Below are 13,889 nucleotides of genomic sequence, written 5' to 3' on the forward strand. Positions count from 1 at the left end.
ATCCCGTGTCACTGCCCCTGTCCGTCAACGTCGAACTGCTGTTCCGGGAGACCGGCGACGACATCGGCGACCGCATCCGCGCCGCGGCCGACCACGGCTTCGGCGTGGTGGAGATCTGGTCGCACAGCGACAAGGACCTCGACCGCGTGGAGAAAGCGCTCTCCGACACCGGCACCACGCTGCACACGATGCTCGTCGAGGGACGGCTCACCCTCGCCGACCCCGGGACGCACGAGGCGTTCGTCGGTCACGTCCGCGCCGCCGCGGAGGTGGCGAACCGCCTGGGCTGCACCCGGATCGTGACCGGCTCCGGGGTCGGCCTGCCGTACCGGAAGCGGGCCGTGCAGCACGGCATCGTCGTCGAGGCGCTGAAGGCGGGCGCGGACGTCGCGGCCGAGCACGGCGTGACGATCGTGCTGGAGAACCTGAACACCCGCGTCGACCACCCGGGCACCCTGTTCGACACCACGGCCGAGTGCGTCGCCGCGGTGCGCGCGGTCGGCTCGCCCGGGCTGGCCCTGCTCTACGACGCCTACCACTCGCTGCAGATGGGCGAGACGCCCGCGCGGGAACTGGACGGCGCGATCGAGATTGTGTCGCACGTGCAGATCGCGGACCTGCCGGACCGCGGCGAGCCGGGCAGCGGCACCGTCGACTGGGCCGCGCGGCTGCGGGAGCTGCGGCAGCTGGGTTACGCGGGACCGTTCGGGCTGGAGTACGTGCCGACGACCGGTTCGGCGGACTCGCTGCGGGCGATCACGGAGATCGCCGCCGCGCTCTGACGTGGTGCGGCCGGGTGGCCGTTGCGCCATCCGGCCGCACCACTTGCGCCGCCCGCGCCACCCGCGCTGGTCCACAAAGGACCGGGTTCGGGGCTCGGTATCGTTCGGCTCCCCCAACCGGAGTTCGAGCGGAGAAGTCCCATTTCCAGGTATGACAGAACCGGCCGCGGGCCGGGCGTGCGCAGGGTGCTCGGTGTCGCGGCGGGAGTCGCGCTGGTCTTCGGCCTGACGGCGTGCGGCGACGGCGGTCAGGCGCAGATCGTCCCGCCGGCGGCAGCCAAGCCTTCGGTGGAGGCGGAGGTGGCCGCCACGACGCCGGCCGCCGCCACCGCGGCCTGGGTGTCGGCGGTGCTGGAGAACCGGTACGACGCGGCGTGCGAGCTGATGGTCGACGAGGGCACGGAACCGCCGCAGCGGGTGAGCCCGGAGATGTGCACCCAGGCCGGCTCGACGCTCGACGGCCTGCGCGAGGCGTGGCGGAAGGACGTCGTGACGCTGCCCGCGCAAGTCACGGTCGCCGACATCACGCCGCAGGGCCAGACCGCGCTGGTGCCGGACACGGACGTGCACGTGAACGGGCACTCGCTGCGGGACCTGCAGCTGATCGGCGCCACCGGCGGCGGGTCGTTCCAGCTCAACCTCGCGCTGCGGCAGCTGGGAGCGGCCTGGTTCGTCAGCGACGTGAACATGAACTTCGGCGGCTGACCGGCCGGCCCAGCAGCCAATGCGCATGGCCGAGCGATTGTGCCGTCGATGCTTCGGCGGCTGACCCCGGAGCGAGGCCGACCGCGAGTTCCGCCGCGGATTCCACCACTGCGCCGCCCACCGTGGAGGCGGCCCGCTTCTCGGCGATGCACTGGTGCGCCCCGTGGGCGAACGTGCCGGCCCTGCGCAGGGCCGAGGGATCTGCTGTCGACGGCGGCTGACCGGCCGGAGCGAGTCCCATCGCAATCCACCGGTGCGGCGCCGCGGTGGAAGCGGCGAGCTTCGGCTTGCTCTTGGCAATGTGGCGGTGCAACCCGTGCGCAAAGGCCAGCCCCCCATGCCCATGGCCGAGCGATTGTGCCCTCGATGCTTCGGCGGCTGACCGGCAGGTGGTGGGGGCGGCTTCCCCACCACCTGCGTCACCACTCCCGCGTCAGCGTCTGCCTGATCTCCTCCACCGAGCGGCCCACGAGCACCTCATGCCCACCCGGCGGCACCACCCACCCGCCACCGCACCACCGCTGCCACACCCGCTCCCCGAGCGCAACCGCCACCCCGGCCGTCTCCCCCGGCTCCAACCACACCCCGGCGAAGCCCGCCAGCCGCGCATCCACCTCGCCCGGCGCGCGCACGTAGACCTGCACCACCTCGCGGCCGCGGCGCTGGCCGGTGTTGGTCACGTCCAGCCGCACCAGGTCGCCGTCCACCCGGGCTGGGCCGAAGCGGAACGTCGTGTAGCCGAGCCCCGAGCCGAACGCGAACCGCGCCCGCCTCCCGGTTCGGGCCAGGTGCCGGTATCCGGTGGGCTCCGCGGCGCGGTAGTCGCGGCGCAGGTCCGCGTCCAGCGTCTCGCCGTGCGTGGACCGGTCCTCGTCGCGCAGCGGGACCGTGACCGGCATCCGGCCGCCGGGTTCGTCGTCGCCCGCGAGGACCCTCGCCAGCGCGTCGCCGAACCCCTGCCCGCCGAACCAGCCCTGCAGCACCGCGCCGACGTCGCCGGCCCACGGCGCGTCGACCGGCCGTCCGGCGTTGAGGACCACCACGGTCCGCGGATTGACGAGGCCCACCTCGCGGATCAGCTCCTGCTGCGCCTCCGGCAGCGCCGAGGTCGCCAGATCCCGGCTCTCGCGCGAAGTCTCCAGCTCGTCCCCGACCACGAGCACCACCGCATCGGCCTCCGCCGCCGCCTGCCGCGCACGGGCCAGCGCCCCCGGTTCCGGCGGCGGGGTGCACGACACCGTCAGCGCCTGCACCCGGCTGCCCGCCGACGTCATCTCGGCGACCACGGTCACCGGCTCCCCGGCGCGCAGCTCGATCCCGGCGCCGGTGGTCTCCGCCCGCGCGACCTGCCCCATCACGTCGCCCGGCGCGGGAGCCGGCCGCGAAGCCAGGACCACACCGTCGACAGCTAACACAGCGGCACCCGAACCGCCCGCGCCGAACGTCCACCGCCCCCCGACCTCAGGCCTGAACACGGCGGTCAGCCGCAGCACTCCCGGCTCGGTCGTCGGCCCCGCGCCGGGCACCTCGCCGAACCAGATGAAAGCGCTGTCACCACGCACCTCGGACAGCACCAGGTCACCACCGCGGAAGTGCTCCAGCAGCACACCCGGCCGCCCGTCCGGAGTGGACACCTCAAAGGCGCCCAGCGTCGCCGCCGGGACGCTGTCCACTCCGCGTTCGTGCATCACCGCACCAGGAAAGCGCTTGCGCAGCGCATCGAGCGGTGTGGTGGCGCCGCCCTCGGGCCGGATCCGGCCGAAGGTCGCGCCCTGGTAGCAGGGCCGGTCCGCGTTCGGCCCGATCACCGCCAGCCGGACGCCCGGCTCCAGCGGAAGCACACCGTCGTTGCGGCACAACACGAACGACGCCACGGCCGCGTCGGTCAGCACCTGGTGAGCGTGCTCCGGCGGTACGACGGGCGCGGTGACCTGGCGGCTGCTACCCTCCAGCGCGCCCACCCGGCCGGCCAGCCGCAGCAGCCGCGTCACGGCGTCGTCGAGCCGTTCCCGCGGCACCTCCCCGCGCTCCACCGCCTCGGCCAAGCGCCCGCCGAAGTGGATCGCGGGGCCCGGCATCTCCAGGTCGAGCCCGGCGAGCGCGGGGCCGAGGGTCTCGTGCAGGGCGAAGTAGTCGGACACCATGAGCCCGTCGAAACCCCACTCCTCCTTCACGATCGCCAGCAGTTCCGCGTGCGCGGCGCAGGGCTTGCCGTTCAGGCGGTTGTAGGCGGTCATCAACGCCCACGCGCCGGCGCACACCGCGTGCTCGAAGGGCCGCAGGTACACCTCGCGCAGGGCGGTGTCGTCGACGTCGGCGCTCATCCGCTGCCGTTCGGTCTCGGTGTCGTTGCACACCAGGTGCTTCGGCACCGCGGCGACGCCCTGTCCCTGCAAGCCTTCGACGAAGGCCGCGCCGAGCATCCCGGCCAGCAGCGGGTCCTCCGACAGCATCTCGAACGTCCGACCGGACAGCCCGGTGCGCGCCAGGTTGAGGTTGGGCGCGTACACGGCGTCGAAGCCGCGGCGGCGGGCCTCCGAGCCCTCCGCCGCCGCGACCGCGCGCACCACGTCCGGGTCCCAGGTCGCGCCCAGCGCGATGCCGCTGGGCAGCAGCAGCGACGTCTCCCGCTCGTCGAAGGTCGGGCTGACCAGGCCGAGCGGGCCGTCGACCAGGTGGACCGGACGCAGCCCGGCGGCGGGTTCGGCCGGGGTGCGGTACCCGGTCTCCCCCGCCGTCAACGCCGCCTTGCGCGCCGTGTCCAGCGCGCCGGTCACGCCGCGGCCCGGAAGCGGGGCATGACGCGCGTGGCGAACAGCTCCATGGACCGCCGGCCGAACGCGACGCGCTCCGGGGTCAGCGGGCCGCCGAGGAAACCGCCCAGCACGTTGCCGATCCCGATGCCCTGAATCTCGCGCAGGTGCTCGGTGACGGTCTCCGGGCTGCCCCACAGGCACCAGGTCCGCTGGTAGCCGGGCTTGCGGGCGTCCGGCGGCGGGGGCAGCGCCACGCCGGTGATCCGCTCGGCGGCCGCGTTCGCGACGTGCTCGCGCTCGATCGCCTCCTGGTACTGCTCCATCAGCAGCTGCAGCTCCTCCTCGGCCTGCTCGTCGGTCTCGGCGAGGTGCACGTGCTGGTAGGTGTGCGTGGTCCACTCCAGCGCGCGGGCGACGCGGGCCTCGTCGTGCCCGGCCGCTTCGAGGGCTTCGCGGTAGGCCTGGAAGTAGCGGCGCAGGTGCTCCAGCGGACGGCCGTCGTCGATGGTCGGCGGGGTGAAGGCGAGGATGAACGCGGGCTGGGCCTTGTCCGCGGCGCGCTGCGTGCTCGACGGGCGGGCGGCGACCGACATCAGCTGCGGGCCGTCCGCGGAGTAGGGCGCGGGCACGATCCGCGAGACGACCGAACCGCGGTAGTGCCCGTTGTCGAACTCGACCGGCGGGTCGGAGATCTTCTTGGCCCACAGGCGTTCCACGATCTCCAGATTGGACACCGACAGCCGCGCGGTGTCCTTGTAGTTGATGCCGAGGCCGATCATCTCCTCGGGTGTGGTCCCGCTGCCGGTGCCGACGAGGACCTTGCCGTCGGTGAGCTGGTCGATGAGGTTGAGCCGCTCGGCGAAGCGCACCGGGTGGTGCAGCGGGATGGTCTGCACGGAGAACCCGAAGTGCAGCCGGGGCAGCTTCGCGGCGAGGTAGGCGGCGAACACCACCGGGTCGCTGGCCGGTGGCGCGTAGCCGGTGAAGTGGTGGTCGGGCAGGAAGACGGCGTCGAAACCGAGCCGTTCGGCCTCCACCGCGTGGTCGACCATCGCCTCGATGACGGGCCGGTCGTCCGCCGGGCCTGCGGACCGGGTGGTCAGGAACGCGGAGAAGTGCACGGCGACCTCCAGTGGTCGGTCAAAATAAATTCAGAATCTTGATTCGGATTTTTAGCGTAGACTGCTCCGCGTCCCCGGGTCAACGGCGAGCGAAGAGGGAGACGATGAACCTCACGAACCTGGACCTGAACCTGCTCGTCCCCCTCGACATGTTGTTGCGGGAGAAGAGCGTCACGCGCGCCGCCGCCCGGCTCGGGCTCAGCCAGCCCGCGCTGAGCTCGTCGCTGGCGCGGTTGCGGCGGCACTTCGGCGACCAGCTGCTGGTCCGAAAGGGCAACGCCTACGAGCTGACACCGCTGGCCGCGCAGCTGCGACCGCGCGCGGAGGCGGCGCTGACCGGGGTCCGGCAGGCGTTCAGCCGCCACCCGGGGTTCGACCCGGCGACCTCGGACCGGGAGTTCCGGATCCTCGGGTCGGACTACGTGATGGCCGTGCTGGGCGGCGCGGTCGGCGCGATCCTCGACGAGCGCGCGCCGGGGATGCGCCTGCGGTTCGAGCCCGCCTCACCGCCGGTCGTCGAGCAGGCGCCGGAGAGCCTGCGCGGGGCCGACGCGGTGCTGTTGCCGCACGGGTTCCTGCACGGCGTCCCGCACCTGGACCTGTTCTCCGACACCTGGTGCTGTGTCGTGGCGACGGCGAACGAGCAGGTCGGCGACGCCCTGACGATGGACGACCTGCGAAAGCTGCCGTGGGTGTTCACCTACCTGTCCGCGACCGCGTTCACCACCGTCGCGCGGCAGCTGCAGGCGCTCGGGATCGAACCGCGGGTGACCGCCGTCGTGGAGAGCTTCCTCGCGCTCCCCCACCTGGTCGCGGGCACGGACCGGATCGGGCTGATCCAGGGCCACCTCGCGGCGCGGCTGTCCGGTTTGGACGGTGTGCGGGTCCTGCCGTGCCCGTTCGAGCCCGTGCCGCTCGTGGAGGCGCTGTGGTGGCACCCGGCGCACGAGGACGACCCGGAGCACCGCTGGATGCGGGAAGTGTTCGGCGAGGCCGGGCGCGCCCTGCCTAGCGCAGCACCCCCGCCAGCCGGCCGGCGATGAGCTCGCGCGCCTCGGTGACGATGCGCTCGATCAGCTCGGCGACGGTGGGCACGTCGTTGATGATGCCCTGCACCATGCCCGCCGACCAGATGCCCAGTTCGAGGTCGCCGTCTTCGAAGACCTTGCGGCCGCGGGCGCCGGCGACCAGGTCGCGCACGTCCTCGAACTTCCCGCCCCGGTCCAGGATGCCGACCACCTCGCGGGAGACGGAGTTGCTCGCCACGCGGGCGGTGTTGCGCAGCGGGCGGAAGATCAGCTCGGTGTCCCGCTCGGTGGCGGCGACCAGCTGCGCCTTGACGTTGTCGTGGACCGGGGCTTCGGCGGTGGCGAGGAAGCGGGTGCCCATGTTGATGCCGTCCGCGCCCAGCGCCAGCGCCGCCACCAGCCCGCGCGCGTCGCCGAACCCGCCCGAGGCGATCATCGGGATGGTGATCTTCTCCGCGGCGGCCGGGATCAGCACCAGGCCGGGGATGTCGTCCTCACCGGGGTGGCCGGCGCACTCGAAGCCGTCGATGGAGATGCCGTCCACGCCCAGCTCCTGGGCCTTCACGGCGTGGCGGACGCTGGTGCACTTGTGCAGCACCTTGACCCCGCCCGCGCGGAAGGCGGGCAGGTGCTCGGCCGGGTTGAAGCCCGCGGTCTCCACCACCGGGACCCCGGACTCGACGATCACGTCGCGGTACTCGGCGTACGGCGGCGGGTTGATCGAGGGCAGGATGGTCAGGTTGACGCCGAACGGCTTGTCGGTCAGCTCCCGGCAGCGCGCGATCTCCTTCGCGAGGTCCTCCGGAGTCGGCTGGGTGAGCGCGGTGAGGAACCCGAGGCCGCCCGCGTTGGCGACGGCCGAGGTCAGCTCCGCGCGGCCCACCCACTGCATCCCGCCCTGCACGATCGGGTACTCCACCCCGAAGACGTCGCAGAACCGCGTGCGCACCATTGCGTCAGTCCCTTCCGGTGTCCTGAGAGAGCCGACGATAACGCGGCTGAACGAGCGCTAGGTATGAGCCGTGAAGTTCATCTCCTTGAGCCGGAAGGCTTGACAGGCTCCCAGCGGCTTGTGACGAAATGCAGCTCGCGGTGCACCGGGACCGAGAGGCCTGACTTGCGCGGCGATCGACCTCCGCGCGCGGGCGGGAAGTCCATCCCTCGTCACTCACTGAGACAAGAACGACCGGTGCGCCACCCGACGGCGCCGGGCGATCGCCTCAGCCCAACGGGGTCCGCCCCCGCTACCCGACATCATGGCCAGCCGCCGGAGCACCTGGTCCGCCACCTCGCCGAGCGGGACCACCTCCACACAAAACCGCTGCCACGTTCCCGACGCGGTGCGCCACCCGACGGCACCGGCGATCGCCTCGGCCCAGCCAGGTGCGCCCCCACTATCCGACATCACCGGCCAACCGCCGGAGCACGTGGTCCGCCACCGCGCCCAGCGGGACCACCTCCTCGAATCGGCCCTGCTCGTCCTCGAAGGCCAGCGCCTCCGGCTGGGGCGCCGCGATCGCGTCGAGTTCCGCGTCGCCCGCGCGGAAGGTGATCCACCAGTGCCACAGCGCGCTCGGGGGCGGCTCCACCGCGGGTTCGACCTCGATCACCACCCGGTGGCCGCGGGCCGCGAACGCCACGGACCACGTTTCTTCCCAACTGCGCAGCGCCTCCCGTTGCCGGTTCATCCGCCAATCTTGCCCGGCGAACCCGCCCGATCTGTAGTGACATTGGAGTATGACGACGTTCCGCTCACTCCTGGACAAGGTGGACGAACGCCTCGGCGACGGGCTGGAGCACGCGCTCTGCGCCCACCACGAACGCCGCCTGCGCAGGCTCGGCTGGGGCGAGGTCCTCGAACCCACCGGGACCGAGGACCGCTTCGGCGGGCGGGCCGTCACCCGGCACGGCAACCGCCTGGAGGTGCTCGTCGACGGCGAAGAAGCGCTGCCCGCCATCGCGGCCGCCATCCGCGGCGCGAAGTCCCACGTGCACATCGCCAACTGGCACGCCAGCCCGGACTTCCGGCTGACCCGCGAACCGGACGCGCCGACCCTGCGCGACCTCCTCGCCTCGACCGCCCAGCGCGGCGTGGACGTGCGCCTGCTCGTGTGGGCAGGCCCGCCGGTGCCCGCCTTCCAGCCCACCCGCGGGATGGTCCGGGCGGAGCAGCGGAAGTTCACCGAGAACACCGCCGTCCGGTGCGTCCTGGACGCCCGCGAACGGACGATGCACTGCCACCACGAGAAACTGGTCGTCGTCGACGACGAGGTCGCCTTCGTGGGCGGGGTGGACTTCACGGCGCTGGAAGGCGACCGCCACGACAGCCGCGAGCACCCGCCGGACCGGCCGATCGGCTGGCACGACCTGATGACCCGGCTGCACGGGCCGGTCGTCGCCGACGTCGCGGAGCACTTCCGGCGGCGCTGGACCGAGGTGGCCGGCGAGGAGCTGCCCAAGCCCGCGACGCCAGAACCGGCGGGCACCAGCAACGTGCAACTGCTGCGCACGGTCCCAGACAAGACCTACGCCTTCGCGCCGCAGGGCGAGTTCACGATCCTCGACGCCTACCTGCGCGCGCTGCGCTCGGCGCGACGGCTGGTGTACCTGGAGAACCAGTTCCTGTGGTCGCCGGAGATCGCGGAGGTCCTGATCGACAAGCTGTGCGACCCGCCGGACGAGAAGTTCCGCGTGGTGCTGCTGCTGCCACGCAAACCGAGCAACGGCGCGGACACCACGCGCGGCCAGCTGGGCCGGCTCCTGGACGCCGACGACGGCAGCCACCGCCTGCTGGCCACCACGATCAGCAGCCACGACGGCGAGTCGTCGGCGCCGGTGTACGTGCACGCGAAGCTCGGCATCGTGGACGACGAGTGGATGACGATCGGCTCGGCGAACCTCAACGAGCACTCGCTGTTCAACGACACCGAGGTCAACGTCGCGACCGACGACCGCGACCTGATCCGCGCCACCCGGCTGCGCCTGTGGGCCGAGCACCTGAGACGGCCGGCCGCGGACCTGGACGCCGACCCCGCCGACGTCATCGACAACCTGTGGCGCCCGATCGCCGAAGAGCAGGCCGAGCGCGAACGCCGCGGCGAGCCGCGAACCCACCGGCTGGTGCTGCTGCCCGGGGTGTCCCGCCGCGCGGAACGGCTGCAGGGCCCGCTGCGCGGCCTGCTCGTCGACGGCTGAGCCGAGGGCGGCGCCGCGGGCGCATCCGCACTAGCGTGGGCGGCGTGCGTGTGGCGACCTGGAACGTGAACTCCGTGAAGCAGCGGGTGCCGAGGCTGCTGCCGTGGCTGGACCAGCGGCAGCCGGACGTCGTGTGCCTGCAGGAGACCAAACTGGCCGACGACGCCTTCCGCGACCTGCTCGGCGACGAGCTCGCGAACCGCGGCTACGAGACCGCACTGGCCGGTGAGCCGCGCTGGAACGGCGTCGCGATCCTGTCCCGGGTGGGCCTCGACGACGTCGTCACCGGCCTGGCCGGCGCGCCGGGCTTCCCGCACCCCGAGGCGCGCGCGGTGGCCGCGACCTGCGGCGGCGTCCGGATCCACTCGCTGTACGTGCCCAACGGCCGCACCCCCGGCTCCGACCACTACCAGTACAAGCTGGCGTGGCTGGCGGCGTTGCGGGAGGTCGTCGCGGACGGACCGGAAGCCGCGATGCTGTGCGGCGACATGAACATCGCGCCCGCCGACGCCGACGTGTTCGACCCGGCGGCCTACGAGGGCCACACCCACGTCACGCCACCCGAGCGCGCCGCGCTGGCCGCGCTGACCGGCCTGGGCCTGCGGGACGTGGTCCGGGACCGCTGGCCGCGCGAGCGGGTCTTCACCTACTGGGACTACCGGGCCGGCATGTTCCACCAGGACCTCGGCATGCGCATCGACCTGGTGCTGGCCTCGGCCCCGGTGGCCGGGCGGGTGGCGGCGGCGTGGGTCGACCGGCACGCCCGCAAGGGCACCGGGCCGAGCGACCACGCCCCGGTGATCGTCGACCTGGACGAAGCCCCCGACGGCGACATCGGCCCGGTCGTGCCGCCGCCGTCCGCGCGGGGACGCAAGGGCAAGGTCACGCTGCCGCAGTCGAAGTGACTCGGTCCGCGCTGCGCCACGCCCGGCGCAGCGCGGACATCAGCTCCGCCGGTCAGGCACGGGCCAGGAAGTCGTCCACCAGGCGCGCGCAGAAGGCCGCGTCGCTGGGGCGCCGCAGGATCAGGGCGTTGAACAGCAGCGGGCCGACGAGCCGGGCGGCCGCGAAGTCGACGTCCTCCTCGCCGGGCAGGCAGTCGGCGAGAACCGCGTCGAACGGACGGCGGTAAGTGTCCACGACGTGCTCGCGCAGCGCGGCGAGCCTGCCGCGCTCGCCCTCGTCGGGCGCGCCCCCACTGTCCAGGCCGATCGCGGCCATCCACACCAGCGCGGCCATCGCCGGGGCGCCCTCGATCTGCCCGGCCTGCGCCCGCACCAGGCGCAGCAGGCGCTCGCGCGGCGTGCCGCCGGCGGGCGGGTCCAGCGGTGGCAGCAGTTCGCGGAAGGCCGCCGCCAGCAGTTCGGTGTTGTTCGGGAAGTGCCGGTACAGCGTGGACCGGGCGACACCGCTGCGCGAGGTGACGGCCTCGATCGTCACCGCCCGGACGCCGCCCTCGGACAGCAGGGCGACGGCCGCGGACAGGATCGCCGAGCGCGACCGGTCCAGCCGCGGATCACGGCGGCCCGGCACCTGCTGCGTCGTCACGGCCGGATTCTCCCAGACCTGTTTTCAGAACTGCCAGTACTGCTACGATACCGACGGTTTCGTTTCCTGTCGGAACGAGGTGGCATGCGCGTCGTCGCACGGTCCGGGCTCTCGTCGTCTTCGGCAGCGCGCCGCGCCTGGACCGTGGGCGTGATGTGCTCGGCGGTCGGCCTGGTGATCGCCATGGTCACGATCGTCAACACCGCGCTGCCCGCGCTGGCCGCGGACACCGGTGTCACGCAGGCGCAGCAGACCTGGATCGTGGACGTCTACACGCTGGTGCTGGCCGCGCTGGTGCTGCCGATGGGCGCGCTGGGCGACCGCTACGGCCGTCGCGGCGTGCTGGTCATCGGGCTGGCGGTGTTCGCGGCAGGCTGCGCCGCTCCCCTGCTCGCCGAGTCGCCGGCCTGGCTGATCACGGCGCGGGCGCTGACCGGGCTGGGCGCGGCGATGATCATGCCCGCCACCCTGTCGATCATCAACGCGAGCTTCCCGCCCGAGCGGCGCGGGCGGGCGATCGGCATCTGGGCGGCGGTGGCCGGCCTCGGCGGTCTCGGCGGGCTGGTCATCGCCGGGTTGCTGCTGCAGCACTTCTCGTGGCATTCGGTGTTCCTCGGCCCGGCCGTGCTGTCCCTGCTGCTGGCGCTGGCCTGCGTGACGGTGCCGACCTCGCGCGAGCGGGTGCACCACCGGTTCGACTCGGCCGGCGCCGCGCTCGGCGCGCTCGCGATCGGGGCAGTGGTGTTCGGCATCCTGCGGGCGGCGGACGTGGGGTGGGCCGACGCTGAGGTGATCGTGGCGCTGGTGGCCGGTGTCGCGCTCGGCGCGGTCTTCGCATGGTTCGAGGCGCGGCACGCGGCGCCGCTGCTGGACGTGCGGCTGTTCCGCAACCGCGCCTTCGCCACCGGGTCGGTGTCGGTGACCGCGCAATTCACCGCGGCGTTCGGCGCGTTGTACGTGCTGGCGCAGTACCTGCAGCTGGTGCAGGGTTACGGGCCGCTGGAGTCGGGCCTGGTGCTGTGGCCGATCGCGGTGTCGCTGCTGCCGCTGTCGATGGCTTCGGCGCACATCGCGCAGCGGATCGGGCTGGGCGCGCTGACCTGCCTCGGGCTGGTCGTCGTGGTCGCCGGGGTGCTGCTGCTGGGCCGGCTCGGGCCGGACAGCTCGTACGTGGAACTGGCGATCGCGGTGTGCGTGCTGGGCGGCGGGCTCGGCCTCACCGCGCCCGCGGCCACCAGCGCGATCCTGGACAACGTGCCGCCGGACAAGTACGGCGTCGCGTCGGCGGTCAACGACGCGACGCGGGAAATCGGTGCGGCGCTGGGGATCGCGCTCGCCGGGAGCGTGCTGTCGGCGACCTACACCCCGGCGGTGCGCCCGGCGACGGAGGCGCTTCCGGCGGTGGCGCGGGAGGCCGCGGACGGGTCGCTCGCCGGGGCGCTGGCGGTCGCCGAACGGCTGGGCCCGGCGGGCCGGCAGGTGGCCGACGCCGCGCGGGCCGCGTTCTCCGACGGGATGTGGTTCAGCCTGCTGGCGCTGGCGGGCATCGTCGCGGCCGGCGTCGTCGCCGCCGCGTGCCTGCGCCCGCCGCGCTGATCAGCTCTCGTGCAGGATGACGCCGCGGATGTTGCGCCCGGCGTGCATGTCGGCGTAGGCCTGGTTGACCTCGTCCAGCCGGTAGGTCGTGGTGATCAGCTCGTCGAGCTTGAGCGTGCCGGCCTGGTACATGCGGGCCAGCCGGGTGATCTCGTAGCTCGGGGTGCCCATGCCGAAGATGACGCCCTGGATGCGCTTCTGCATCATCGACAGCGCCCACAGGTTGATCGGCAGGCCCTCGTCCTTGACGTCGCCGATGCCGGTGACCACGACGGTGCCGAACTTGCCGATCGCGTTGACCGCCTGCGCGACGTGGTCGCCGGTGGTGATGCCGACGGTGACGACGGCGGAGTGCGCGCCCTGCCCGTTGGTGACCGACCGGGCGAAGTCCGCGGCCTCGTCGATGTCGGCGAACGCGTGGGTGGCGCCGAATTCCAGGGCCTTGTCGCGCTTGAAGGCGACCGGGTCGACCGCGAGGACATACGCGGCGCCGCGAGCGCGGGCGCCCTGCACCGCGTTCATGCCGACGCCGCCCACGCCCATCACGATCACCGTGTCGCCGGCCTTCACCTCGGCGCCGTACTCGGCCGATCCCCAGCCGGTCGGCACCCCGCAGGAGAGCAGGGCGGCGACGTGGAACGGGATCTCCGGGTCGATCTTGGTGAGGGAGAACTCGGGCACGATCGCGTGCTGGGCGAAGGTGCCGACCATGGTCATCTGGGCGACGTCCGCGCCGTCCAGGTGGGCGCGGTAGGTGCCGTCGGCCATGCAGCCGCTCAGGGCGTACATGCCGAGGTCGCAGAGGTTGCCGCGGCCGGACGAGCAGGCCTCGCAGCGCCCGCAGGAGGGCACGAACTGCGCGACGACGTGGTCCCCGGCGGCGAGGTTGCGCACGCCCGGCCCGACCGCCTCGACGACGCCCGCGCCCTCGTGCCCGCCGATGAGGGGCAGGTGCGGCGTCGGCATGTCACCGGTGGTCGCGTGGTCGTCGGAGTGGCACAGGCCGGCCGCCGCGAAGCGGACCCGGACCTCGTGCTCCTTCGGCTCGTCCAGGTCGATGTCCACGATCTGCCACTTGCCCGGCTGTTCGAGCAGCGCGGCCGCACGGGTTCGCATCATTGCCCACCTTCACCTCTACAGACGTCGACCTGGCGAAGG

General features: G+C 73.0%; 12 protein-coding genes. 6 read left to right on the plus strand and 6 right to left on the minus strand.

Features of this window, described 5'->3' with window-relative positions:
• Window positions 1-5: 5 nt before the first annotated feature.
• Both ABZ215_RS03445 and ABZ215_RS03450 read left to right on the plus strand, forming a co-directional pair.
• Complete coding sequence (locus ABZ215_RS03445; protein WP_354947474.1) at window positions 6-782, plus strand: TIM barrel protein; 777 nt, start codon at window positions 6-8, stop codon at window positions 780-782.
• 177 nt (window positions 783-959) lie between these two features.
• Complete coding sequence (locus ABZ215_RS03450; protein WP_354947476.1) at window positions 960-1,487, plus strand: hypothetical protein; 528 nt, start codon at window positions 960-962, stop codon at window positions 1,485-1,487.
• Between the two features lie 419 nt (window positions 1,488-1,906).
• On the opposite strand, the gene ABZ215_RS03455 is transcribed toward ABZ215_RS03450, so the two are convergent.
• Together ABZ215_RS03455 and ABZ215_RS03460 are read right to left on the minus strand one after the other, a co-directional pair.
• Window positions 1,907-4,264 (minus strand): glycoside hydrolase family 3 C-terminal domain-containing protein, encoded by a 2,358-nt coding sequence (locus tag ABZ215_RS03455; RefSeq protein WP_354947478.1) that lies wholly within the window; start codon window positions 4,262-4,264, stop codon window positions 1,907-1,909.
• A complete protein-coding gene (locus ABZ215_RS03460) occupies window positions 4,261-5,364 on the minus strand; it encodes an LLM class flavin-dependent oxidoreductase (protein WP_354947480.1) in 1,104 nt (367 codons plus the stop codon). Before ABZ215_RS03460 ends, ABZ215_RS03455 begins: the two co-directional genes overlap by 4 nt.
• 104 nt (window positions 5,365-5,468) lie before the next feature.
• On the opposite strand from ABZ215_RS03460, the gene ABZ215_RS03465 reads away from it, so the two are divergent.
• A complete protein-coding gene (locus tag ABZ215_RS03465) occupies window positions 5,469-6,407 on the plus strand; it encodes a LysR family transcriptional regulator (protein ID WP_237335361.1) in 939 nt (312 codons plus the stop codon).
• Here ABZ215_RS03465 and ABZ215_RS03470 read toward each other — a convergent pair.
• Together ABZ215_RS03470 and ABZ215_RS03475 are read right to left on the minus strand one after the other, a co-directional pair.
• On the minus strand, window positions 6,373-7,344 hold the full coding sequence (locus ABZ215_RS03470) for a nitronate monooxygenase family protein (RefSeq protein ID WP_020423119.1): 972 nt from the start codon (window positions 7,342-7,344) through the stop codon (window positions 6,373-6,375). The genes ABZ215_RS03465 and ABZ215_RS03470 overlap by 35 nt on opposite strands.
• A gap of 442 nt (window positions 7,345-7,786) precedes the next feature.
• A complete protein-coding gene (locus ABZ215_RS03475; protein ID WP_354947483.1) occupies window positions 7,787-8,080 on the minus strand; it encodes a hypothetical protein in 294 nt (97 codons plus the stop codon).
• A 49-nt stretch (window positions 8,081-8,129) separates the two neighbouring features.
• Between ABZ215_RS03475 and ABZ215_RS03480 the strand changes: the two genes are divergently transcribed.
• Window positions 8,130-9,587: a phospholipase D-like domain-containing protein gene (locus tag ABZ215_RS03480; protein WP_354947485.1), complete on the plus strand. Its 1,458-nt coding sequence runs from the start codon at window positions 8,130-8,132 to the stop codon at window positions 9,585-9,587.
• A gap of 35 nt (window positions 9,588-9,622) precedes the next feature.
• The gene (locus ABZ215_RS03485) at window positions 9,623-10,492 is read left to right on the plus strand and encodes an exodeoxyribonuclease III (protein ID WP_354947487.1); all 870 of its coding nucleotides are present in this window, start codon (window positions 9,623-9,625) and stop codon (window positions 10,490-10,492) included.
• A 52-nt stretch (window positions 10,493-10,544) separates the two neighbouring features.
• Here the strand turns inward: ABZ215_RS03485 and ABZ215_RS03490 are convergent, their stop codons facing one another.
• Window positions 10,545-11,135, minus strand: coding sequence for a TetR/AcrR family transcriptional regulator (locus tag ABZ215_RS03490; protein ID WP_354947489.1), 591 nt, complete (start codon window positions 11,133-11,135; stop codon window positions 10,545-10,547).
• Between the two features lie 84 nt (window positions 11,136-11,219).
• Here ABZ215_RS03490 and ABZ215_RS03495 point away from each other — a divergent pair, with 84 nt between their 5' ends.
• Window positions 11,220-12,731 (plus strand): MFS transporter, encoded by a 1,512-nt coding sequence (locus ABZ215_RS03495; RefSeq protein ID WP_354947491.1) that lies wholly within the window; start codon window positions 11,220-11,222, stop codon window positions 12,729-12,731.
• On the opposite strand, the gene ABZ215_RS03500 is transcribed toward ABZ215_RS03495, so the two are convergent.
• Window positions 12,732-13,850, minus strand: a complete 1,119-nt coding sequence (locus ABZ215_RS03500; protein ID WP_354947493.1) for an NDMA-dependent alcohol dehydrogenase — start codon at window positions 13,848-13,850, stop codon at window positions 12,732-12,734.
• Window positions 13,851-13,889: the final 39 nt, after the last annotated feature.

The sequence above is a fragment of the Amycolatopsis sp. NPDC006131 genome (genome assembly GCF_040614175.1).
GTDB classification, from domain to species: Bacteria; Actinomycetota; Actinomycetes; order Mycobacteriales; family Pseudonocardiaceae; genus Amycolatopsis_E; species Amycolatopsis_E tucumanensis.

Excerpts from the sequence above, each read along its gene's own strand:
- ABZ215_RS03480 (WP_354947485.1), top strand. The coding sequence starts at position 8,130 with ATGACGACGTTCCGCTCACTCCTGGACAAGGTGGACGAACGCCTCGGC.
- ABZ215_RS03475 (WP_354947483.1), bottom strand. The coding sequence starts at position 8,080 with ATGAACCGGCAACGGGAGGCGCTGCGCAGTTGGGAAGAAACGTGGTCC.
- ABZ215_RS03495 (WP_354947491.1), top strand. The coding sequence starts at position 11,220 with ATGCGCGTCGTCGCACGGTCCGGGCTCTCGTCGTCTTCGGCAGCGCGC.
- ABZ215_RS03470 (WP_020423119.1), bottom strand. The coding sequence starts at position 7,344 with ATGGTGCGCACGCGGTTCTGCGACGTCTTCGGGGTGGAGTACCCGATC.
- ABZ215_RS03500 (WP_354947493.1), bottom strand. The coding sequence starts at position 13,850 with ATGATGCGAACCCGTGCGGCCGCGCTGCTCGAACAGCCGGGCAAGTGG.
- ABZ215_RS03465 (WP_237335361.1), top strand. The coding sequence starts at position 5,469 with ATGAACCTCACGAACCTGGACCTGAACCTGCTCGTCCCCCTCGACATG.